The following is a 23109-nucleotide window of genomic DNA, read 5'->3' on the forward strand; positions in this document are numbered from 1 at the left end:
GCAGCGCGCCGCCGCCGGTCAGCGGCCACGGGCCGACTCCGTCGGGCCGGGCCGGCGCAAGCGCCGCATCGACAATACGCATGTTGTTGGAGCGATCCGAGCGCACCAGCGAAAGCTGCTGCATCCGGTTGCGCAACGTCATGTACATGTCCTCGGCCACCTTCACGTCGCGCGTGAGCGCCACAGACTCGCGCTCTGTCTCCGACAGGTTCTGCATGCGCGAATCCATATCGCGGCGCACCTTGCTGAGCTCCTGGATCTGGGTGTCGACCGTGCGCACCTCATTGCTGTCCGTGGTGAAGCGTTGCAGCAGGCGGGTGCGCTCCAGCCGCAGCGCGGCGATCTGGCGCTGGTAGTCCATGCTGCCGTTCAGGTACGACTGCGCGTCCTGGGTTGGCGCCATGGTGCCGCTGCGGGTGCGGTAGCGGGTGAGCGCGGCCTCCGCACGCTCCAGCTCGCCCTGCACGCGCTCCAGCTCGCCCTGCACGCGCGGCAGCTCGCCGGTGACAAAGGCAAGGCTGCCGGCCGCATCGTCGCGGCGCTGGGTGGTCTGGCTGTCGATATACGCTTGCGCCACGCCATTGACCAGCGCGGCGGCCAGCTTGCGATCCGGGTAGCGCCAGGAGATGCGCACCGTGCCGGCGTCGCGCGTGTGCTCGTCCACTACCAGCTCGCGCGAGATGGCATCCACGGTGGAAAGCGAATCATGGCGGATCAGTTCAAAGCGCGTGCCGGGCTGCGCATCGAGCTTGGCCACCTGCAACTCCACATCGTTGCCCGCGGCCGGCTCGCCCGCCACGCCCTCGAACAGCAGCGCATTGCCGACATACAGGCGATAGTGGCCCTGCGGCTGGACTTCCAGCATCAACGGCACGTTGAGCAGGCGCTCGGGCACCGCCAGGCTGTCGATCTGGATGCGCTCGCCGCCCCAGGCGTAGCCCAGGCTCTCCGGCCAAGGCGCCATGGCCTGCCCGGGCTCGGCAAAACGCGCCACCAGCGCACCCACCAGCGGTGCGCGCAACGGCACCGCCGAGACATCCAGGTGCAGCCGTTCCACCACGGGCCCCACCACCGCGCGGCTGGTCAGCATGCCGGTATCGAACGGCACCATGGGGCCACCCTGCGCCCCGCCGCGCGCGGCGGCATTCTGCCCGCCATCGCGTGGCTCCACCTGCACCAGCGCCTCGACGCGATAGCGCTGCGGCATGGACAGCGCAATCAGCGCACCGATGGCGCCACCGGCAAACGTCAGCGCAACGATCCAGCCGAGGTGATCGACAAGCACGCGCGAGCCGCGCGCGCGCGGCGGCGCCGGCTCATTTGCAGCCGGTGACGCGCCGGCAAAGAACAACCTGTTCACGGCAATCTCCCTGACCCAACCCCACTCCCGCCTCAAGCACTGGCAAGCGCCGGCAGCAAACGATCGAACTCGCGCTTGACGAGCTTGTAGCACTCGCAGGAATGCGCCTCCAGCCCATGGCGGTCGAGCACCGTGATGTGCCCGCGGCTATGCTGGATCAAGCCCAGGTCCTCCAGCTTGCCCGCGGCTTCCGTCACGCCTTCGCGACGCACGCCAAGCATGTTGGCGATGACCTGCTGGGTGATCACCAGCTCGTTGGACGCCATGCGATCGAGGGCCAGCAGCAGCCAGCGGCAAAGCTGCTTGTTGAGCGAGTGGTGACGATTGCACACGGCGGTCTGTGCAATCTGGGTGAGCACGGCCTGCACATAGAGCAAGGTGACGCGCTGGATCGCCGGGGAGTGCATGAATTCCTGCTTGAGCGTGGCGGCCGAGAGGCGGTAGGCAAAGCCTGGCGTGCGTACCTCGACGCGGCAGGGCATGGTATCGCCACCGGTCAGCACAGGGATGCCGACAAGGCCTTCATTGCCGATGGCGGCGATCTCCACGGTGGCGCCGTCCTCCAGCAACGACAGCATCGAAACGATGGCCGTCGTGGGGAAATAGACATGGTGAATGCGCTGGCCGGAATCGGTCAGCAACTGCCCTGCGCGCATGCGCACCAGCTCAAGATGCGACGACAGTGATTCCCAATCCTTGCGCGGCAAGACCCCAAGGACATGATTGACGTGCAGATCCGAACGCTGACTGATCATTTCCCGCTCCCCGTGACCAGCCGTACGAACACCTCGATCGAAGCTGGCCCGCCGTGATCCGGGGACCCGCGCCGACCACCTTTTCCTTGACCCTGGTTCGCACGGCATTTGTGCTTGTATTAAGTGCTATATGTGGCCCTGCCAACAGTAGCCGCACGGTTGAAACCTGATCATCCTTCGGTAGGTTGGAGAGCGCGGCCGGGCTGCGTCGCCAGCGCGCGGCAATGACAGTCAGGCGGCGCTTCGCGCTACCATCGCCCGGCGCATTTCCGCCTCTTCAGGCGCCTGGCGCGCTATAGGCAAGCGCGCGCTGCGCATTGAGTGCGTGGACCTCCCCCATCGGGATGGGATCTGCCTGTGCAAGGCCTACACCCTGCGCTCCTGCACGGTCTCCGCCTTTCGTGCCGTCATCGGGTAAGAGTCGCACGCGCTGCCGGCAGCCGGGCGCGAGATGGAACCAGTCATGCTCGGCGCGAAAGGCCATATCGTCGATATGCACCCAGCGCGCAAAACGCCGCGTCGACACCGTGAGCCACCATTCGCCATCCTCGCGCGCCACGTCGACCGTCAGCTCTGGCGGCTCGAGCGCGGCCGCGCTACGGTCGGGCAGGTAGCAGGCCTGGCTCAGCAAGGCCCCGTCGCCGGGATCGACCAGCGCGGCGCGCACCACGTCATGCACGCGCGGCCCGAAACGATAAGCGTAGGTGAAATCAAAAAAGACCCCCGCCAGCGCGGCGCCGCTGATGCGCTGCGTGGAACGCGGAGCCAGGCAAACATCGCGCGCGACATCGAGCAACGTGTTCTCGCCGTTGCGCCAGCATTGCAGTTGCAGGCGCACATTGCGCGGCGTGGCGCTCTCATTGATCAGGTGCAGGTGAATGCCATTGAGGCCTTCATCGGTGATCAGTACCTGCAACGGCTGCCACACCTGGCGCAGCGCATGCCAGGCCGACTTGGGCCGGGCCAGCGCATCGACGATGCCCCAGCCCGCGCCGGGCAGCAGGTCCTGAAACTGCCACACCAGGCCGCCCGAGCAGGTCGAGCCAGCCCGCCGCCATTCGCTGAAGACGTCGGTCATCAGCTCCGCCACCACGGCGCGGGACAACGCCAGGTAACGCGCCGTGTCCTCGTAGCGCAGGCGCGGCGGGTCCACCCTGAACAATTCGCGCAGATAGAAGTCGCGCACGTCCTCGAAGTCCCAGCCGCTGCCGGCATCGCGCGGCACGCGGGCCTTCCAGCGCGGGTCATGCACGGGCGGCACCGCGAGCGCATCGGACATGGTGCGCGCGCATGGCACATTGGAAAACGCCAGGCACTCCGAGGTGAACCGCACATTGGCGCGGCGCGCGTCGTCAAGCCGGCGCTGGTAGGCGCCCACGCCGTAGTAGTGCGTCACGCCACTGTCGGCCTGGAAGGGCCATGCACCGCCGGACGGCGAGTTGCGCACGTAAACCGCGTCGGGATGCCAGGCCGCCACGCACGCCGGAATGATTTCGTCGAACAAGGGCTGGCGCCAGGTGGCTGCGGGCGTGCCCATCATCGCGGCCTGCTGCTCGGCCTCGCTGCCGCCGCACAGTACGGCCACGCTGGGATGATGGCGATGCGCCGCCAGCCATTCGCTGACCTCGCGCGCCGCCTGCGCCATCAGCGGCCGTGCGGCCTCGGCATTGCCCGAGTAGTCGAAATTGGCAAACATGAAATCCTGCCAGACCAGCAAGCCGAGCGCGTCGCATGCGTCGAAGAAGGCCTCGCCCTGGTAGCAGGTGACGCCACTCACGCGCACCATGTTCATGCCCGCTCCGTGCGCCAGCGCAAGCCACTGTTCCACTTCGGCGGGCGCATCGGCGTGGCCGGCAAGGTCGTGGCTGGTCCAGCAAGCCCCGCGGCAAAAGATGCGCTCGCCATTGACACGCAGCGCGAAGCCCTGGGCGTCCTCTTCGCCGTCCGCCAGGCAGTCGGTGCTGCCATGGTCGATCTCGATGCGGCGAAAGCCAACCTGCCCGCACGCGATGCGCTCTTCGCCGAGCCGCAGGTGCACCGCATAGCGCTCGGGCGTGCCATGCGTGTGCGGCCACCACAAACGCGGCTCTGGCACGGGCAGCTCGCCCTCGTAGACGATGCCGCCAGCGCCGGCGTCCACCGCCTTCATGGGTACCTCACGGCCATCAGCGCACAGCATCATCGTCATCGCTGGCGGCAGCGTTGCCACGTCGCACAGGCGCAGCCGGATGACGCCGCCCTGCGCCGCATCCGCGGCCAGGCTTGCCTGCAGAACCAGGCGCGCCGTCAGCAGCGGGCTCGCGTCGGTAGCAAGCGGTAGCAGGTCGATGCCGCGCCAGGGCCCGATCGTATGCACGCTGGGGCACCAGCCGGGCATGTGGCCGAGCAGCGTGGTGCGGACCAGGCGCATGGTGGACGGCGTGATCATGCGCGGCTTCCAGCGCACCGGGCCGCGCTGCGTGCGCAGCCAGCGGTGCAGCGAGCGAAAGCACAAGCACAGCACGTGCTCGCCGTCGAGATGAAGCTCGGCCTCGAACGCCGTAAACATGTTCTGCGCCTCAAGCACGCGCACCTCGTCCAGCCAGACCTCGGCCACGGTGGCCAGGCCGTGCAGGCGCAGGCGGTACGCGCCCGCGCCGGACACCGTCGCGCGGTACCAGTAGTCGTGATCGTGCAGCGGCCGCGGTGCCTGCGCCTGCCATTGCCCCGCAGCCTGGAGCGCCTGCGCCACCGTCCCGGGCACCTGGGCCGGCAGCCACGGGCCGCGCCCGGCCAGCGCCGCGGGCGCTGCCACGGCGCCGGCGGGCGTCTCAAGCAAGGTCCAGCCACCGGCGAGCGGCTGCCGGTGCACGGGTCGCCCGGGGACGGGCGTCAAGACGAGCGGCGCGCGCATGGCGGGCGCCTCAGTACTCGGTTTCGCCCACGTAGCTCGCCAGCGCCGGCACCGCCGCCTCGTAGGAGGCCTCGAGCTGGTCCAGGCAATCCTGGCAGCGATCTACGCGGCGGCTGATGATGGAGCGCACCAGGCGGAACTGCATCACCATGGCCTCGGACGCGAGCTTCTGGCACGCGCCCGCAATGCTCTCGGGCATCGGCTGGCCATGTTGCGCCAGCCAGCGCAGGTACTGCCCGAGCAGCTCGAAGTTGGCGCCGAGCTGGCGCAGCACGCTAAAGGCGTAGGGATGGAAGGTCTGCTCGCCACCCGCCATCAGTGCTTCCTGGTGCGCGGGAAACGCCGTGCGGAAGGCTGCGATGGGATTCTGCCGCGGACGCCGCGCCAGGTGCTTGCGCAGCAGCGCCAGCGAGGCGCGCACCAGCATCGTCCCTTCCAGTGCGGGAAAGCGGCGGCGCACCACCTCGGCGTACGGGTACAGCAGGTTCACATCGTCCGCCAGCGCGGGCAGGCGGCGGAACAGCCCGGCATAGTCCTCGCCGGTGGCCACGTGATAGCCCTCGTTGTGGTAATAGCCCACAGACTGCGCCTCGGGCATCATGACGTCGATGCCGATGGTGGTCTTGGTATGTTCGCGGCGATACGACGTAGCCCGGTTGTCCGGCAGGTAAAAGCCATCCACCTCGAGCAGCACCACGTGGCCACGGCAGGTCTGCCCGGCGACGCGGTCTTCCATCGATTCATACAGCGACAGCTCCTGCACCACCACGCCGTAGAGACGCTCGAGATCGTCGGGCGGGTACTTGAAGAAGGTGAACTGGTCGCCCTCGAAATCCTGCGACACGGTGAAGCCAAGCGCCGCCACCGGATCCAGCTCCCAGCCGTGCAGCAATTCGATCCACAAGTCCACATAGCAGTTGGTCTGCGGCCAGACGGGATTGCCATTGTGCAAGGCGTGCGACACGTGCGCGCCGCGCGCCAGGGTTCGCGGGTCGACGAGCATTACAGCCCTCCCAGCGTGGCGCGTACGTCCTTGGGCCACCGCGACAGCTCGAAGCCGTGGTGGCGCAGCAGCGCCAGCGTCAGGCGCTCGATGCCAAAGCCCACGCAGCCGGTGTGCGCCGGCTCGCCGTCGGCGGTGCGCAGCGTCCACACCTGGCCAAAATGGTCCATGTGGTAGTTGAAGCTCATGCACGCCGTGGGCGGGGCGCCTTCGTTGATCGGTATCAGCAATTCGAACTTGAGCTTCAGTTCGCGCTGGCTGTCCGCCACGATCTTGCCGCCGCGCCCGAAGAACGGGTCATTGGCCACCTCCACCTCATGCGGGAGCTCGAGCAGGGTGGCCAGCTGCTGGCCGCGCGCCATCCACTCCTGGCGAAAGGAGATGATCTGCCCGGCATTGCCCAGCCGCACGTACTCGCGCTGTCGGAACATCTGCATGCGCGCTGGATCGATCGAGGGCTCGTGGCGGAAGCAATACGACGACACATCCACCACCAGCCCCTGCGGCGGCATCGGGCCGCGCCGCGCCAACGCCGGATAGATCGGGTAGCAAGCGGCCGGCGTGAGCACCACGCGGGTCGGCCGCTGCTCGTCGGCCCACTCTTCGCCCGCCTCCATCCGCGCCAGCAGGCGATGATGGTCGCGATCGCTGCCGCAGAAGCTGTGCACGGTGCCAGCGAGCTGCGGAAAGCTCCTCAGGTAGTCGCTCGCCTCGAAATCCTCGCGCGACATGGCGGGCGGAAAACGCATCACTTCCGCGCGCTGGTCGGCGCCGAGCGCAGTGACCGCCACGTTCAGGCCGTCTGCGATGGCCTCGAACACCGCGCTGCGGCCATAGACGCCATCGACCCCGCTCGGCGTGACGCTGGCGCTGATGCGCCAGGGCGAGCTCAAGCCGCCCTTCCATCATCTGCACCATCGCCACCGCATCGGCCACACGCGTGGCCGAGGGCGGTAGCGAGCCCGGGCGCGCACGCGCCTGGCCCTGGAAGAAGGCCTTGGCGCGCTGCACGGCGTCGCTGGCGATGCCGGTCCACAAGGCGGCCCACAGGATGTGCGACACCGGCGTCATGGTGCCGTCCGCGATCTCGCCGAACGCCACCGGCAGGATCTGCTCGCAGGCGCCGCGCGCTTCCAGGCGAAAGCCGTTGCTGCAGGTGCCGCGCATGCCAAGGGTGTCCCACGTGTTGAGGCTCTGCAGCGTGAAATCGTCCTTCAGCAGGCACACCATGACCTGGTCCGAGGGCGAGGCGTCGGCATGACGGCGCGCGGTGGCCAGGATGGCGTCGGATTGTGCGCCGTAGGAAATCGTGGGTGCCATCTTGAGCAGGTGAAAGCGGTCGCTCTCGACATTGACGGCGCAGCCGCTGTTGCGCAGGGCGCCACCAATCGCTTCCTCGGAGGTGGCCGAGGCAAGCAGCAATTGCTCGGCGGCGATGCGTTCAAGCAACTGCTCATGCCAGGGGCTGCCGGTGCCGTGCTCGACGATGCAGGCCACCTGGATCTGGTGCATGGCGTAGACCATGCCGGCAGAAGAGCAGGCTGCGCCCAGCACGCGGCAGATGGCCGCGACCGTGTCGAGCGAGGCGCCAGCGCCGCCATGCGCCGCAGGCACCATGGCGCTGAGCAGCTGATGCTGCCGGATAGCAGCAAACGCGTCGTGCGGGAATGCTGCGTCGCGGTCGACCTGATCGGCATGTTTGGCCGCTTCGAGCGCGGCAAGCTGCGCCGCTGCCACCAGCTCGGCGGCGGTGGTGTGCGCGGCCATCGGGCGAGCCAGGTCCACGCTGGCAAGGGGGGGGCTCATGCTGCCTCCTGTTGCTGTCTTAGCTGCTCGGCCGCCGCAGCCAGCGAGTTGACGCTGCGAAAGAGCTGCCGCGTCAACATGGCGTCCGGGATCTCGATACTGAGTGCATTCTCGATGGCCAGCATCACATGGACGGTGGCAAGCGATGACAATCCGGCTTCGTAAAGATCGGCGTGGTCGTCGAGCACGTCGACCGACACGTCGAGCCGCGCCACATCGGCAAGGATTTGTCGAATGGTTGCCTTCATCTCTGTTTCTCCTCGGTGAGGATGGTCGGGTTTCATCATTGGGCCGCAGCTGGCAGCCGGCTTCGGTGCGCTGGCCCACCAACTTCGCATGCCGGCTGGCGGCCTTGGTGTTCGGGGGCGCGAAGGGCTCAGAATGCCTCGCGCGCTGTCCAGCCATGCAGCGCGGTGCGCAAGATGATGTGCAGGTCCAGGCGGAAGGACCAGTTGCGGATGTAGAAGATGTCGAACTCGATGCGCTTGCGCATCTTCTCTACCGTGTCGGTCTGGCCGCGAAAGCCGTTGATCTGCGCCCAGCCTGTGATGCCGGGCTTGACCCGGTGGCGCAGCATGTAGCGATCGATGACTTCCTTGTAGATCTCGTTGTGCTCGATGGCGTGCGGGCGCGGGCCCACCACTGACATATCGCCACGCAGCACGTTGACGAACTGCGGCAGCTCGTCCAGGCTGGTACGGCGCAGGAAGGCACCAATGCGGGTGACGCGCGCATCGCCGCGCACGGCCTGGGTCACGCAGCCCACATCCTGGTGCTGCACCATGGTGCGGAACTTGTAGACGTGGAACGGCCGGCCATCCATGCCCAGGCGGGCCTGACGGAACAGGACCGGGCCGGGAGAGGAGCGCTTGACCAGCACGGCGATCAGCAGCAGCAGCGGCGACAGCCCGACCAGCGCCGCTAGCGCGAAAGCACGGTCGAAGCTGCCCTTGAGCAAACCCGTGATGCCCGACTGCGGCGGGCTGTTCAGGTCGATGACCGGCAGGCCGAGGAAGTCGCTGAAGCGATGGCCGAGCAGTTCGACCGACATGATGTCGGGCACCCAGCGGATGTCGATCAGGTCGTTGCGGAAGTGGGACACCACGTCATAGAGATCGCGGCATGCAGCCATCGGCAGCGTCAGCCAGATTTCGCGCACGCCGTTGTTGCGCACGAACGTGCAGACCTGCTGCAGCGAATCCAGCCGCGTTACGCCCGCGGGCACCGGCTGCGCCGTGCCTTCGTCGTAGATACCGGCCACGTCGTAGCCCGCGCCGCGATTGTTCCGTACCCGTTGGTACATCTCGTGGCCGAGCGAGCCATAGCCCAGGATCACCACGCGCTTGGCGTTGATGCCGTGCTCACGCACGCTGCCCAGCATGCCGTAGAGCACCACCCGCGAGGCCAGCAGCATGACGGCCACGCTCAGCACCCAGCCCATCGACCAAAGCCGGGACAGCGCGGCCGACTGGTGCATCAGGTACGCGGTGACCAGGCCCAGCAAGCAGACCGCGCCCCAAGCCGCGAGCGTGCGCACCGCCAACGCGGTCCTGCTGCGGCCGCGCCAGGAGTTGTACAGGCCACAGGCGGGAAACACCAGCAGGGTGCTTACCGAACACAGCACGGTGATGAAGCCGTGGACCGGGGCGGCGCCGCGCAGGCCTTGCGGGAACAGCAGTGCGCCGACCGCCGCGCCGCAGGCGGCGACGATGGCCGCATCGGCAAAGCGATACAGGATTTGCAGCGCGGCCTGCCTCTCGGCAACGAATGCGCGGACCGTCGACATGATTTGCCTCCATCCGGCAAGCCGGACTGGTGATGCAGATCATGGTTGTGCCGCAGCAGCGCTCAGTCTGTTTGCTGGCGCACACACGCGCTCAGGACGCGTGTTGGCGGGCCGGGCCGCCAGGCTCAGGGAGGTGTGGAGGTGGGCATGCAGGCCAGCACCGCGGAGCCCTCGCGCTGGCCCGCCCATTCGCGCCATTGCCCGCGCTGGAATGGCTTGTCGCGCCCGGCCATCCGGGCCGCGAGCATTTCGAGCCAGTGATGCGTGGGCGCGGCGACGCCAATCGCCGGCACGCCCAGCATCAAGACGACCACCAGCGCGCCTGCCAGAGCCGGTGCGGAGCGAGCCGGCCGCCGGCCCCAGAAGATGAAGCTCAGGCTGACGGCAAATCCGAGCGCAAGCCCGCTCAGCACTTCGGAGCCGGAATGCGCTTGCAGCTTCAGCCGCGACAGGCCAACCAGCAACGCCAGCAGCAGGCCGACCCAGCCAGCGGCGACAGCAAGACGAGGATGGCGCGCCGACACGACCAGGTAGAACAACACCGGCAATACCGACGCCGCCATCATGCTATGCCCGGAAAACCCCGTGAAGTTCAGCGCCGCGCAACCAATGCCCCAGCCCATGAAGGCCAGCTTGGAGGCCAGCACCACCGCGGCGGTCACGCCAAAGCTCAGCATCCAGCGCCGTGCGCTGGCCACAGCCCCGGCATGGAACAGCCAAGCGGCGATCAACACGGCGCAGGGCAGCAGCAGGGAGGTTTCGCCAAAGCGGGAGATGAAATACCAGGGAATCATGATGGCAGTTGAGGGTCAGGCACGCGAGCAAAGTAACACAGTTGCGCGACGGGCTTGCCCGCCGCGCGGGCTTCCTGGCCGGCCTAAACCCAGCCAGAAGCATGAGGCGGCCAGGGTGCCACCCGCGGGGCCAGGCGATGGTGCGAAGCACGCGCTGGGCTGGCGGGTTTCCCCAGGGAGCCGGCGGGCCAGCCCTTCAACCATGTGGCAAATGCGTCTTCTGGTCGATACAGCTACCGCCGGTGTTTAGCTATCGTCGAAGAGTGGCCCGCCGAGCGGAATCGCGCCGGCCACTTTAGAGTCCGCATGGTCCCCCGGTCGGCGGGCTCTTTTTTTGGCGCCGCACGTTCGGGTGTTGACCATGCTGCGGGCAGCCGCCGCCAGGCAAAGAAACAGGCCACGGTTTGCCGCCTGCCGGCCGGCTCGACGTGGCCATCAAGATCCGGCGCAGCATGCGCTGCGACCGAAACACGCGTGCGCGCATCCGTACCGGCATGCGCACCGGAAAATTTCCGGTCCCCCGAGCACGCGCTCGTCGCCGCTCCCTCTTCTTGACTTGCCCTTGCTGCCTTGCCCCGGATGGCCAGCCGCTTGCCTCCCGCGCTGCTACCGGGAGGCCCCGGTTAGGGGCCCCGGCCTAGCCGGCCGCCGGCTCAGGCACGCGCACATGCACGCGCTCACGCGTAGACTGCTCGCCACCACCACGCAGTACTCGTGGCGAGCGAGCAATCCGGCCCGCACGGAAGCCACTTGCCTTCGCGCTTCCTGCTCACCGGCAAAAGTGGCTGCCGCGATCGCAGCGGCCTCGCAGGCGTAGCGCCTGCCATGCAACTCTCCGCGATAGAGCAGCGGTTCGTCGCGCCCTGTGGTCAACCTGATTTCGTAGCAGCACGCCCACTTGCCCCGGCCCTCCGGCACGGCAAAGCCGCGCACGACCAGGATATCCAGCCCGTTTTCCATACGACCCCCTGTGCAACGCGCGGCGGCCGGCTTGACATCGAGCGTCCCGGCTTCGTTACCCGCGTGCTTTCAGCATAGGTGGCCGCATCGGCGCGCGCATCATCCCCTTGCCGTAGACCGACCTGGACCGATGGGGGAAGGCACTGGCATGGCGAAAGCCCGGCGCGGAAAACACTGGCCACCGGCGCGCACCAGCGCCACGGCGGCCCGCGTTTGCTCGGGCGAGGCGGGCACCGGCAGGCAGCCGCTGGCACCAAGGCCGGCGGCGTAGCTGGTGAACGCGGGATCGGGAGCTTCGCACATGACCAGCCAGCGCTGTGGCGCCAGGCGGGACTGAAGCGCGTCGAGCAGCCGGAATGGATCGGTATCGGTGCCGCTGCAGTCGAGCAGCGCGAAATCGATGGGACCCTGGGGTAATTCGGCCGGGGTCGCCTCCAGCAGCCATTCGGGGGTCTGCGATAGCACGGGGGCGAGCGCTGAGAACTCGCGGAGGTGCCGCAGCACTCCCCCCGTCGCAGCATCATGTTGTGGGCAAGCAGGAGCGTTGTCATCGGCTGTGGGTGACAGCGGGTTACGTTGGTTGCACGAAGCCAGCGAGCGCCAGGGTAGGCTTCCCGCGAGAGGCACTTGTGGATCAGGGTAGCAATTACGGCACTACGCCGCCTCGTGCATTCGGATGAGGCGGCGTGTTGCGCAGGGATGGAGTCGCTGGTGCTCTGGGCCGCCAGGCGCCGCTGCGCGCGCCTGGCGGGACGATCAATCAGGCCGCCTGGCAGACGCTGGCCAACTCGACCGGCGACAGCCCGGCGCCGCGAACCGGCACGGCAGCCGTTGCCGGACCCGGCCAGCTCAGCTTCGCGCCACGCTGCAGCGCCACGTAAACCGCCTCGCCCTTGTTGCGCACGTGCAGCCGCTGGTAAAGGGTGCACGCGTGCGTCTTGGCGGTAGCCACCGAGATATTCAGCAGGCGGCTGACCGTCTTGATCGGATAGCCGCGCGCCAGCAGAGCCAGCACCTCGTACTGGCGCTCGGTAATATTGAGCAGGTGCGATCCGGCCGAAGGCGTCTCCGGTTCCGGTGCGCCTGCGCCCGGCAGGTGCTGCACCGGATGGGCCGCCGCGTGATGTTCGGCATCGGCCTGGATCGGACCGGCGTGCATATGTAGCGTGGCAGGCGACGGCCTTGCCTGGATCAAGGGCCACGGCACAGGGCTCGCATTTGCGCACGCTGCCTGGGCCCGTGCGGGAAAGCACTCGCCGTCGGCAAGGACAAGGCGGATCGCCGCGTCCAGCATGTCGGCGCTGCATGCCTTGGACAACAGGCCGCGCACGCTGTCAGGCATCGCGGCGCCGTTTGACGGCGACAGGATCTGCTCGGATAGCACCAGGACCCGCTTCGGCATCAGCGTCTGGCAGGCCTGATCCAGTTCCTGCCAGCTCAACGCCGGATCCGCTGACAATCCGTAGATCATCAGGTCGGCATGGCAGAGCCACTCGGCTGGATAGGGCAGGGCGCCTGGATCGATATCGACGAGGTCGCCGTGGAGGCCGGCCTGGGTCAACAAATGGCGCAGACCCAGGCGCAGGAGGGGATGAGGCTCGATCAAGAGGATTGTGGCCATGGCCGCTCTCTTTTTTTTGTTACGGCATGGCGAGCCCCGCGACAACCCGCGCATGCTAACGGAAATGCCCACTATGTTGCGGTTGCATTTCCATACGATCCGTTTCGTCTCCAGGCCGTGACAGCGTACCCGTCCAGGTCCCGCTGCCCGACTGACCATCCCGTGGAGTCGTTTTCGAATCGCCCCGTTTGCGTTCTTTCACGCTGTAGACGTTTCTTAACTCAGAGTTAAAGGAATCTAACTCTGGGATTCAGGATATGCACTGGCGGGGGTGATTGCAAGTCAGGGTTACACCCTGCGAGCGTGTCGTGCGAAGCCAACGATGTTGGGCGGCGTGGCCGGATCGGGCTGTGCCCAGGCCGCTAACCGGGGAAATCCGGGGGTTTTGCCGTTATAATTATCGGCATTGAATTTCACTATGCATTTATACCCGGATGCATTTAGCGATTGATTAAGTGCCTTATGAATCAAGATCTTAGCGACCGAATTGGGTGTTGTCATGCAGCCCGGTAAGGTCCCTAACCTGAGCCTCACCCGCAGCGAATTTGCCGCTGTCCGGGCCTATGTACAGGGCATGCCGGCCGCCATGGTAGCCGGGCGCTACCTCAGTGATGACAGCGACGACGACGATGCCGGCGGCGAATCTGCCTTGCGGCTATTGCTCGGGCTGCGCGACCGCATGGTGCAGCTTGCGCACCTGCATAGCCGGCAGGACCTGGCCGAACTGCTGGAAGGCGGCCCCGGGCGTTCCAACCGGGGCATGGACCGCCGGGTCGAAGCCCTTGCCGAGCTGGAACGGCTTGGTACCGCCCAGCCCCGTGCCGATCATGGCATTGAGCTCTGGTTTTCCCCGGCGCTGGCGCGCCGGCTGCGGGCCCAAAAGATAACAAATCTACATATTCTGGTGGATCTTGCCAACTGCCATGGCAATGCGTGGTGGCGCTCGGTGCCGCGCATCGGCGCCCTTGCCGGAGCGGCGATCAACCGCTGGCTGGCCGATCATCGGGATGTCGTCCGGGATGAGCGGGGTGAGCCCTTGTTGCGCGACCACGTTTTCGCGCGGGGCCGCCTGGCTGAGGCCACGCTTGGGCCGCAATTGCGCCAGCTGGTGCCGTTCGAGCTGATGCGCGTGGAAGAATCAGGTACGGTGGCAGGCACCACACCTATTTGTGATGTTAAAGGCGCTTTTGATAGCGATCTGACGGCCGTCAGGGCTTGGCTGGCAGCAAATCACGCGCAGCAAAGTACTTGGCTGGCCTACCGCAAGGAGGCCGAGCGGCTCTTGCTCTGGACGGCCATGGAGCGAGGCAAAGCACTGGCGATGCTGGATCAGCAGGATCGCCAGGACTATTTTGCTTTCCTTCGCCATCCCGCGCCGGCCCGCTTGTGGGTTGGGCCGCGTGCGCCAAGGGAGTCCGCCGCATGGCGGCCGTTCACCGGCCCGCTGTCGGAGAGCAGCGTGCTGCATGCTTCGCGCATCTTGGGCGCGCTGTTTGAATGGCTGCAAAACCAGGGGCATGTTGCGGAGCACGTCTGGCAACCCGAGAGCCAGGCGAAGCGGATGGCGTCGCGCGTGGCGGTGCCGGTTGCCGCCGGGACCACGCTTGAGCCCGAATCGTTGGCTGGATTCCTGGACTGGCTGGCTGCCCAGGGCCGGGATCCGGAAGGCATCCGCTATCGCGCCGCTGAAGCGGCAGTCCGTTTGTTGCAGGAGCAGCCGATCGGATTCGCGAGCCTCGCGACATTGACGCGCGACAAGCTTGGAACGCACGAAGAAGTTGGTACGCGTGAAGAAGTTGGTACGCTCGGTGCCGCAAAGGCGCGCTGCGGCGAGGAAGGGCTTAGTGCTGCCGCCCGCGGTGCGCTGGCGAATCACTGGCAGGACCGCGGGCTGGATTGGGACAGCCTGGCTCGCCAGCCGATCGTTCTCGTCGGCCCCCCTCGGCTCCCGCCTACCGGCCGTGCCAGGCGCAAGGCCGACAGGTCGCCTGGCTCAGGCTACTCGGTAAGGGGCTTGCACGCATTGCTGAGCCAGGCAATTGATCGGTATCGGGAGGCCGAAGATGCCGAGTTTGCTGCCCGCTCGCCGCGCGACCTGGCGGGGCGAAGAACCCGTGTGAAAAGCGCTGGGACCGTCGGCAAAGCCCCGGAGGATTCCGGGGCAGACGTGGAGGGGCATGTGGATCCAGCCCTCGGATGAGCGGCGGAGGTAGGTTATCGCGGCCCTCCCCCTCTTCTGCATAAACTGTCAGCTAGCTGTCTTTTCCAGGCCAAAGCGTGCCTTGAGGGTCTCGACCAACGCTTCTCGTGCGCCGCGGTCGCCCACTTGCACGTCCAGCACCACGCGCCCGGAATCCCACTCCTTGATCGTGCCCAGCAACTGCCCAGCATCGCTGCGGATCTTGTACTGGCGGCTGATCTCCTTGATCTTGCGCGCCTTGCCTTCTTGCGCGTGTTTGCGAATCGCCTCGACCTCACGGCTGGACAGGCCCTCTGCCATGATGCGCGTGGCCAGGTCCCGCGTACGGTCCTCCCCAACGATCTTGCAGTAGAGCGTCAGTTCGTAGCCGGTGGCAATGCCGATCGCGCTGGGACGCTCACGCATGACGCCAAGGACCGTCTCGGGCAATCTCAGTAGCGCCAGTGTCTTGTTTACCGTGCCGGCCGACATGCCTGTCAACTCGCAAATGTCTTCCTCTTTCTGGACCTTGCCTTCGTCCAGCAGTTGCCGCCATGCAATCGCGTTGTCCAGCGCCGACTGATCGGAACGCTGCTCATTGAGCAAGAAGGACAGGCGATAGAAATCCAGGTCGCTCAGATTGCTTTCGATGAAGCATTCCATCTCGAGCTTGCCGGCGGAGGCCAGTGCACGCTTGCGATAGTGGCCATCGACCAGGATGTAGTGCCCTGGCCGAGCCGGATCCGGTGTCGCCAAGCCCGGCGTCTTTTGGCCGTGGGTGGCAATGGAGGCCGCGCGTTCCTGCACCACCACGGGATCATAGATGCGACGGGCATTGAACGGATTGTCGTGCAGCTGGGCTAGCGGCACCTTCATCAGGATTCGTCCACCCTCCTCCTCGGACTCACTTTCAGCGCTGAAAATTGGGCTCAGCTCTCTGCCGCGTACCTGGAGCAAGCCGTTCGGGTGCTGCGAAATTGCCGCTTCGGCACGGGCAAAGCGATCAAGCGAGTCCCCTCGCGTTTTTTCCGCCGCCATTCCCGCCAACATGCCTGCCTTGAGGCTTTTCAATTTTGTCGCCATACCTAGTGCTCAATCAAAGACAATACTTCGTCGACCATCATGTCGACTTCCTGCACGGACTCACGCGCACCGGCCACGCCGTGCACGGTGCATCCAATCGCCTGGCATTCGCGGAACGGTGAACGCGAACCGATCATCGATTGCATCAGTGGTATCTCCAGGTCATCCCCCAGAATTTCAATCGCCTGGCGGGCAATGGAGACGCGCCGCTGCACCATGTTTGCCATGACGCGGATACGCAGCGTCTCATTCTGAACCTGAGCGTGTTGGGCCAGGGTCTTGGCGGCCACGGCCGCCCACAGGTCTGGAGGCGACGGAACGACTGGGATAATGGCCAGATCGGAGATCAGCAGGGCACTCGAGGGCGCTGCCGAATGCACCGCCGGCGGGCAATCGACCACAATGTAGTCGTAGTCCTGGATGAACTTCCTGACTTCGCGGTGCATCGCACCGCCGGACGGAGCCAGGCCGATCACGGATGCGGGGAAAGGCCGCTCATCGCTTGCCTGTGCGGCCCAACGCGTTGCCGTCCCCTGCTCGTCCATATCCACAAGCATCGATCGCGCGCCGCGCAATCCAAGCGTACCGGCGAGATGCATGCTGACCGTGGTCTTTCCGCACCCGCCCTTCTGGTTAAAGACCGTGATGATTTTAGCTGGCACTACGACCTCTCTTTCAGCGCTGAAAGCGCGATTATCTCTAGCCGCAACTTTAGTCAAAGTGACGTGCCGGCTCAACTGTTTTTTTAATTTATAATTTAAATATAAAATTAGCGGAAATATTTCGCGTTATGGAAATGAAAGTTTTCCACTTGAAATGCGGCATGGAATACGCCTAAAGTAGCGGGAGTGCGTCTTTCGACGCACATGACACAACTAGACAAACTGGTTATGATGCCCGCAACAGTCGAGTCAAGTCGTGTCACCTCGTCGGCGTCCGTTCGGTAACTACGAGAACTTAGCGTGCTTGAACGGTTGTTAGCGTTGTTTGCGTTGTGTACAAGAACTTGCTTCGAAAGGAAATTCACATGGCAACCGGTACGGTCAAATGGTTCAATGAGACCAAGGGCTTTGGCTTCATTACCCCGGACGACGGCGGTGCGGATCTGTTCGCGCACTTCTCCGAAATCCAGGGTTCGGGCTTCAAGACGCTCAAGGATGGTCAGCGCGTCACGTTTGAAGTAAAGCAGGGCCCGAAAGGCTTGCAGGCATCCGCCATCAAGCCGGCCTGATCTCACGAATCACGCCGAAATCGCAGACTACGCCGGGCTCTTGAGCCTGACGCGGTAGGCAAAGCAAAAGGCAAGCGTTCCACGCTTGCCTTTTGTGCTTCTTGCTGTACGAAACCGCTCCCCTGCCCGGTTCCTTGCAGAGGCCGCTCTGTTCCTTTTCAGGGCACCTAACGAAAAACCCGCCCGCTGTTTCAGCGGGCGGGTTCAGCGCTGCATGCGGCCAGGGTCAGGCGAGCTTGCGAACGCTCGTCCGGGAAGGCTGCAGGATCAGGGCCTTGGACGAATCCGCATCCACCTTGGCACCGGGATAGACAACCAGCACATCCTTGAGCGCTTTGCGGAACAGTGCGCGGAACTTGCGCTCACTTTCAGTTTCGGTGCCGAACTGCATCTGCAGGGCTTCCCACGGAATCTCGGTACGCCGCTGGATTGTGAAGAAGCGATAGGTCAGCCAAGAGTATACGTCCAGCGCGAACGGCGACTGCTTGAGCGCCTTCAGCGCACGCATATCCAGATAGCCGACGCGATCGATCGAGAGCGGGGACGATCGCAATCGTGGCGGAAAACAGGCGGATCATCTGCTGGCGCACCAGGGTCATGGTGCCGCGCTTGCCACCCGTGGCCATCGGAATGCCCAGGTTGTACATAAACTCGGACAACGAATTGCCCAGCGAAATGCGGCGGTCTTCCACCGTCCCGGTAAACTCGCCGCGCTTCTTCTTGGCCATGATCTCCTTGCCGATCCAGGCAAGCATCAAGCGCGGATAGGAGCCATAGGGATAGCCGAGCGAAACCGTCTCGGACACCAGTTTCTGGCGGCCGTTGCTGGCTTTTTCTGAACGCTGCTGCGTGAAGTATCCGGGCTGGATCATCAGCGAGATATTTCCGCTGGTCCGAGTCCATACAGGCGGGGCACCCTTTGGCGCCCTGTAAGGCAAGGTGACTTGCACGCTGGCCCGGCTCAAAAACCCGACTTCGCCACTTTGCCAGGCATCTTCGCGCTCCATGGCCTGGGCTTCGTCGAACAGGCGCTGGAACTTCTCGGACGGAACCAGACTGTTCTCGTCGCCGGGAACGATGATGCGGGAGGGTTCACTGTCCATATCGGCTGGACCGCGGGACCCAAGGATGGTCTGGTTGCGTTTGATGGGCATATTGGCGTGCTTCGGAATACACGACTTTTTACGCGAAGCGATCCGCCTTGTCACGCAGAAACGGGTTCGGTAGACGAATTTCCTGCAATGCCGCGTGTTTTGGGTGTGCCGGGTCTCATGGCTGATTGCATGGTGGGCTGCGGTGGGCAATCCCGAAGGGTTGTCCACGGAAGGCCAGCCATCAGCTACCGGTAAACGTTAAGAGTATGGGTTAACTACTTGTAAACCGTATACGGGAGAGCCAGCGCCTTGATTCATAAGGGGAAAAACACCCCCCGCGAACCCGATTCTGCGTGAAACCGTACTCGATTCTGCGAAGCGCTGTACCAGATTCTGCGGTATACCGAACCCGTTTCAGCGCAAAGCCCGAACCGGTTTCTGCGGGGATAACTCCCTGTTCCCACAGGCTTTTCCACAGTTGCGGGCATCGAAAGCGTACCCGTTTCTGCGCATGCTGCGCGCTTTTCGTCACGTATACCGCGTAAACCGAGCCTGCAGAGAAGTTATCCCCGCAGAATTTGGTACACCCCAAGGTTTACCAAAGCCCCTTCCGCCTCCTTGCGTACCCAATTCTGCGTAGCAAAGGCCCCCGTCGTTCCATTTGCGTACCCAATTCTGCTTTCTGCGGCGTACCCAATTCTGCGAACTCTCGATTCCGGATCCCGACCCACCAAAAGCGTACCCGTTTCTGCGCACCCGCCAGGACCTCATTTCTTGCGAAGCGTACCCGTTTCTGCGGCCGCCAAGCAGGTCATATTGCGTGAAAAAATTCTTCTTTCTATTATACACAAGGTATATAGCAAAAGCGAGTGCTTGCACTCAAAATCAGCAAATAAGTAAAAGGGTTTTTCCAGGCGTACCTGTTTCTGCGCACGCCGTGGGGGCCGTTGGTATTGCCTGGGGGATGCTCGGCGAACGCCGGTTTGACGTGCGTACCCGTTTCTGCGAGCGGGATTGCGCCGGGGCAGGCCTTGCGCGTACCCGTTTCTGCGGCAAAACCGCGATTTCCTTGCCTGGACAAGTATTTTTGGAGAAGAAGAGATGCGGAGTGCGGTCGAGGGGCCGCATGAAGGGACCCGTTGGGTGCGGGAAAGCGCGATCGAGGCCTTGGGGCGTACCTGTTTCTGCGTGATCTCAGGCGTTCGAGCTGCTGGGACGATGAGCAGAAAAAACCGGGGCGTACCCGTTTCTGCGTTGTGATCTTGCGTCAGTCGCCCCCTTGCAAGATGCGCTCGAAGATGCTCGCCACGCTCAGATGGCTGCGCGGCACGGGATTTCGCGTCCTGCGTACCCGTTTCTGCGTACTTGGTAGCAGCCCAGCTTCAGCCGGGATGCCCGCGGGTGGCGAAATCAAGGTTCACGGCATGGCGCGTACCCGTTTCTGCGGCGCGCTGGCCAGCGTAGGAACCTGCCTGGGCCCGATGGGCCGGCTCAAACGCGTCCGGCGTACCCGTTTCTGCGTTGGAACTCGCAGGCATTGCGGAATCGATCTGGCCTCGGCGGATGGGGCGTACCCGTTTCTGCGCGCCTTGCGGGGGGGCTTGACGGCGTTGCCAGGCGAGCGCTGCGATGCGGGACCACAGCGAGGCCAAGGGGGATGGCGGGGCAAAAAAAACCCCGCCTCGAGAGGCGGGGTCTTCCTGACTAGGCGCACCCCTAGTGGGGTGCCAGTCTACTGCTTACAGCGGCGTGATGTTCGCAGCTTGCAGGCCCTTCGGGCCGTTCTTGACTTCGAACGACACGCGTTGGTTTTCCTGCAGCGACTTGAAACCGTCGGAGCGGATTTCAGAGAAGTGCGCGAAGAGATCGTCACCGCCAGCGTCCGGCTTGATGAAACCGAAGCCCTTGGCGTCGTTGAACCATTTAACGATACCGGTTTGCATGGTATTGCTTTTCCTGGGAAAAATTAAAAAGAAACGGATAGCTCACGCATATCCGAGCAAAGCAACTCAAGGAAAGGACACCATGGACAACGGAAGTACCATGACGGTGGCTAACGAATGTGCTGTTGCCTCGTCGCTTGAATCTAGCGGGGTTTATACGGCGGATTAGCGCCAGCGTCAAGGTAGGGTCATTCTGGATGTCTGCCGGGATCCACTGCAAGCCATCGTCGGATCATCACGTTTTCCAGATGGAGCTTATTCGCCGCTAGCGCCGCATCGAGGCGGAATTTGCCCGACAGTATGCTTGGCAGGGCCTGCGTGCCGCGCACGCAACCCGAGCCGGAAGCACAGGCCGGAAGCACAGGCCGGACAACCTGCCGTGACCACAATAACAGGAGACGCCATGCCGATACAGGAACCTATCAGCCAACCCACGCCGCCCGCCGCCGCCGGCATTTCGCTGGTGGAACGCTGGTTCAAATTGAGCGAGCACCAGACCGACGCGCGCACCGAGCTGCTGGCCGGGTTGACCACGTTCCTGACCATGGCCTACATCATCTTCGTCAACCCAAGCATCCTGGGCGATGCCGGCATGCCGAAGGATGCCGTCTTTGTGGCGACTTGCGTGGCGGCCGCGATCGGCACGCTGATCATGGGCCTGTACGCCAACTACCCGATCGCGATGGCACCGGGCATGGGGCTGAACGCCTATTTTGCCTACACGGTCGTCAAGGGCATGGGATTTCCCTGGGAAGCCGCGCTGGGCGCCGTTTTCATCTCCGGCTGCTTGTTCCTGCTGGTGACCTTGTTCCGCGTGCGCGAGATGATTGTCAACGGCATCCCGCACTCGATCCGGGTGGCGATTACCGCAGGCATCGGGCTCTTCCTGGCTATCGTCGCGCTCAAGAACGCTGGCATCGTCGCCGCGAGCCCGGCCACCCTGGTTACCATCGGGGACTTGCACCAGACCCCTGCCATTCTTGCGATCATCGGCTTCTTCGTGATCGTCGCGCTTGACCACCTCAAGGTCAAAGGCGCTATCCTGATCGGCATCCTGCTGACCACCCTGCTCAGCTTCGCGGTGGGTGACAACACCTTCCACGGCGTGCTTTCCGCCCCACCGTCCATTGCGCCGACCCTGTTCAAGCTGGATATCTCCGCCGCGCTGTCGATCGGCATCATTAACGTTGTGCTGGTGTTCTTCCTGGTCGAGCTGTTCGATGCCACAGGTACCCTGATGGGCGTGGCCAATCGCGCCGGGCTGCTCAAGGCGGGCAAGATGGACCGGCTGAACAAGGCGCTGATGGCCGATAGCACGGCGATCATGGCCGGCTCGTTCATGGGCACGTCATCCACCACCGCCTACATCGAGAGCGCCTCCGGCGTGCAGGCGGGCGGCCGCACCGGGTTGACCGCCGTCACCGTTGCCGTGCTTTTCCTCGCCTGCCTGTTCATTTCGCCCCTCGCGGGCACCGTTCCGGGCTACGCAACTGCGCCGGCCCTGCTTTACGTGTCCTGCCTGATGCTGCGCGAACTAGTTGACCTCGACTGGAGCGACGCGACCGAGGTGGTACCTGCCGTCCTGACGGCGCTTGGCATGCCTTTCACCTATTCGGTGGCCAACGGCGTGGCCTTTGGCTTCATCACCTACGCCGGGCTCAAGCTGCTGACCGGACGTCGTGCCAGGCGGACATCCGGGGCTAGAAATTGCGTACCCATTTCTGCGCGGAATGTAAGTGACCAATTACCGATATTCGGCTGAGTTCCCATACTGAGGACTGGACAAACTGGCCTAAATGCACTGAACTAGAGGCGTGGCAGATTGCGGGGCGCTTTCGGGGCGCCCCTTCTTGACTCCGGCACTCCGGGGTCGCGCCGGCTGGCTCCGCATCGTCAGGCTTGCTATAGCAAACACAACAAGTCCACCTCAATGGAGAGGTCAAGGACTAAATGAGCAGACCATCGTCAAGATGGCTTCGCCACCACGAAAGGAGCGCGCGGAGACACGCCCGCCCGACTAGAACAACCAATAAGACTAAACAAAAGTGGTAATCGCGAACGTGTAGTGCCGGGGGTGTTGTTCAACGGGGATCAATCATGACTGCAGGAGAAATCCGGCGACCCGCCATAGGGCCCATCAGCGAGTCCGCCAGTCTTTCCGTTCACCGTGCCTGGGCGGCTTTGGGAGAAGCCGCAGCCGAGGCACCGCGCCAAAACCACGTCAGCGAGCGCGGCGACCCTGCCGCCAGTACCGTCGAAGCATTCCTGAGCGAGGACCAGACGTTGCCCGCCTACGCGCGTGCCGCAATCGAGCAATTGCTGCAGCGGCAACGATCGCTGGATGGCGAATTGTCCCGCCAGCGCGCGCTGCTGCAGGAGTGGATTCTCAGCCAGCTGACCTACAAGGCGCTCTATTACCGCTACTCCGGCCAATCGCCGGAAGCGCCGCGTACCGAACTGATGCGCGAGAAAGACCAGGTGCGCCGACGTATCCGCGACCAGCTCCATGCCGGTAGCGACCACACCGCCATTCTTGGCGAGCAGTCCCGCAGTCCGTCCAAGCCGTAATGCCGACATTGCGCGTGGGGGATCCTCCCCAAC

General features: G+C 64.5%; 19 protein-coding genes and 2 pseudogenes. 5 read left to right on the forward strand and 16 right to left on the reverse strand.

What is annotated here, in order from left to right:
- The 5 genes from OR16_RS16295 to OR16_RS44590 all read right to left on the reverse strand — a co-directional run.
- Positions 1 to 1360 (reverse strand): GNVR domain-containing protein (locus OR16_RS16295; protein WP_043419996.1); only part of this gene is annotated, 1360 nt, incomplete at its 3' end.
- Positions 1361 to 1392: 32 nt separating this feature from the next.
- Entirely contained in the window at positions 1393 to 2115 is a 723-nt protein-coding gene (locus OR16_RS16300; RefSeq protein ID WP_006159042.1) for a Crp/Fnr family transcriptional regulator, read from the reverse strand.
- Positions 2116 to 2392: 277 nt separating this feature from the next.
- Positions 2393 to 5008: a glycoside hydrolase family 2 protein gene (locus tag OR16_RS16305; RefSeq protein WP_006159043.1), complete on the reverse strand. Its 2616-nt coding sequence runs from the start codon at positions 5006 to 5008 to the stop codon at positions 2393 to 2395.
- Between the two features lie 10 nt (positions 5009 to 5018).
- Positions 5019 to 6011, reverse strand: a complete 993-nt coding sequence (locus OR16_RS16310) for a DUF1839 family protein (RefSeq protein ID WP_006159044.1) — start codon at positions 6009 to 6011, stop codon at positions 5019 to 5021.
- The gene (locus OR16_RS44590) at positions 6011 to 6904 is read right to left on the reverse strand and encodes an amino acid--[acyl-carrier-protein] ligase (protein ID WP_006159045.1); all 894 of its coding nucleotides are present in this window, start codon (positions 6902 to 6904) and stop codon (positions 6011 to 6013) included. Before OR16_RS44590 ends, OR16_RS16310 begins: the two co-directional genes overlap by 1 nt.
- A gap of 47 nt (positions 6905 to 6951) precedes the next feature.
- Here OR16_RS44590 and OR16_RS45840 point away from each other — a divergent pair, with 47 nt between their 5' ends.
- Positions 6952 to 7272 carry a hypothetical protein gene (locus OR16_RS45840; protein WP_237717083.1) on the forward strand — a complete coding sequence of 107 codons (321 nt, stop codon included), beginning with the start codon at positions 6952 to 6954 and terminating at the stop codon, positions 7270 to 7272.
- A 266-nt stretch (positions 7273 to 7538) separates the two neighbouring features.
- Here OR16_RS45840 and OR16_RS45845 read toward each other — a convergent pair.
- From OR16_RS45845 to OR16_RS16350, 7 genes and pseudogenes are all read right to left on the reverse strand, one after another.
- A pseudogene (locus OR16_RS45845) lies at positions 7539 to 7817 on the reverse strand (acyl-CoA dehydrogenase family protein); the annotation flags it as partial.
- Positions 7814 to 8065, reverse strand: coding sequence for an acyl carrier protein (locus OR16_RS41330; protein WP_006159047.1), 252 nt, complete (start codon positions 8063 to 8065; stop codon positions 7814 to 7816). The pseudogene OR16_RS45845 and the gene OR16_RS41330, both read right to left, overlap by 4 nt.
- A 128-nt stretch (positions 8066 to 8193) precedes the next feature.
- Complete coding sequence (locus OR16_RS16330; protein WP_006159048.1) at positions 8194 to 9603, reverse strand: undecaprenyl-phosphate glucose phosphotransferase; 1410 nt, start codon at positions 9601 to 9603, stop codon at positions 8194 to 8196.
- 125 nt (positions 9604 to 9728) lie between these two features.
- Positions 9729 to 10397, reverse strand: coding sequence for a phosphatase PAP2 family protein (locus OR16_RS16335; protein WP_006159049.1), 669 nt, complete (start codon positions 10395 to 10397; stop codon positions 9729 to 9731).
- Positions 10398 to 11003: 606 nt separating this feature from the next.
- Complete coding sequence (locus OR16_RS45850) at positions 11004 to 11357, reverse strand: hypothetical protein (protein WP_006159050.1); 354 nt, start codon at positions 11355 to 11357, stop codon at positions 11004 to 11006.
- Between the two features lie 99 nt (positions 11358 to 11456).
- Positions 11457 to 11861, reverse strand: a complete 405-nt coding sequence (locus OR16_RS16345) for a response regulator transcription factor (protein ID WP_006159051.1) — start codon at positions 11859 to 11861, stop codon at positions 11457 to 11459.
- A gap of 256 nt (positions 11862 to 12117) precedes the next feature.
- Positions 12118 to 12978: a helix-turn-helix transcriptional regulator gene (locus tag OR16_RS16350; protein ID WP_006159052.1), complete on the reverse strand. Its 861-nt coding sequence runs from the start codon at positions 12976 to 12978 to the stop codon at positions 12118 to 12120.
- A gap of 499 nt (positions 12979 to 13477) precedes the next feature.
- Here OR16_RS16350 and OR16_RS16355 point away from each other — a divergent pair, with 499 nt between their 5' ends.
- Positions 13478 to 15178 (forward strand): phage integrase family protein, encoded by a 1701-nt coding sequence (locus OR16_RS16355; protein WP_006159053.1) that lies wholly within the window; start codon positions 13478 to 13480, stop codon positions 15176 to 15178.
- Positions 15179 to 15226: 48 nt separating this feature from the next.
- On the opposite strand, the gene OR16_RS16360 is transcribed toward OR16_RS16355, so the two are convergent.
- Positions 15227 to 16240 carry a ParB/RepB/Spo0J family partition protein gene (locus OR16_RS16360; RefSeq protein WP_043420002.1) on the reverse strand — a complete coding sequence of 338 codons (1014 nt, stop codon included), beginning with the start codon at positions 16238 to 16240 and terminating at the stop codon, positions 15227 to 15229.
- 2 nt (positions 16241 to 16242) lie between these two features.
- Positions 16243 to 16902, reverse strand: coding sequence for an AAA family ATPase (locus OR16_RS16365; RefSeq protein ID WP_006159055.1), 660 nt, complete (start codon positions 16900 to 16902; stop codon positions 16243 to 16245).
- Between the two features lie 365 nt (positions 16903 to 17267).
- Between OR16_RS16365 and OR16_RS16370 the strand changes: the two genes are divergently transcribed.
- Positions 17268 to 17471: a cold-shock protein gene (locus OR16_RS16370; protein WP_006159056.1), complete on the forward strand. Its 204-nt coding sequence runs from the start codon at positions 17268 to 17270 to the stop codon at positions 17469 to 17471.
- A gap of 226 nt (positions 17472 to 17697) precedes the next feature.
- Here OR16_RS16370 and OR16_RS16375 read toward each other — a convergent pair.
- Positions 17698 to 18625, reverse strand: a pseudogene (locus OR16_RS16375) (replication protein RepA).
- Between the two features lie 1679 nt (positions 18626 to 20304).
- Positions 20305 to 20508, reverse strand: coding sequence for a cold-shock protein (locus OR16_RS16380; protein WP_006159057.1), 204 nt, complete (start codon positions 20506 to 20508; stop codon positions 20305 to 20307).
- 403 nt (positions 20509 to 20911) lie between these two features.
- Here OR16_RS16380 and OR16_RS16385 point away from each other — a divergent pair, with 403 nt between their 5' ends.
- Both OR16_RS16385 and OR16_RS16390 read left to right on the forward strand, forming a co-directional pair.
- Positions 20912 to 22270, forward strand: a complete 1359-nt coding sequence (locus OR16_RS16385; RefSeq protein WP_006159058.1) for an NCS2 family permease — start codon at positions 20912 to 20914, stop codon at positions 22268 to 22270.
- Positions 22271 to 22605: 335 nt separating this feature from the next.
- On the forward strand, positions 22606 to 23076 hold the full coding sequence (locus tag OR16_RS16390) for a hypothetical protein (protein WP_043420005.1): 471 nt from the start codon (positions 22606 to 22608) through the stop codon (positions 23074 to 23076).
- Positions 23077 to 23109 lie beyond the last annotated feature (33 nt).

The sequence above is a fragment of the Cupriavidus basilensis OR16 genome (assembly GCF_000243095.1).
GTDB lineage: Bacteria > Pseudomonadota > Gammaproteobacteria > Burkholderiales > Burkholderiaceae > Cupriavidus > Cupriavidus basilensis_D.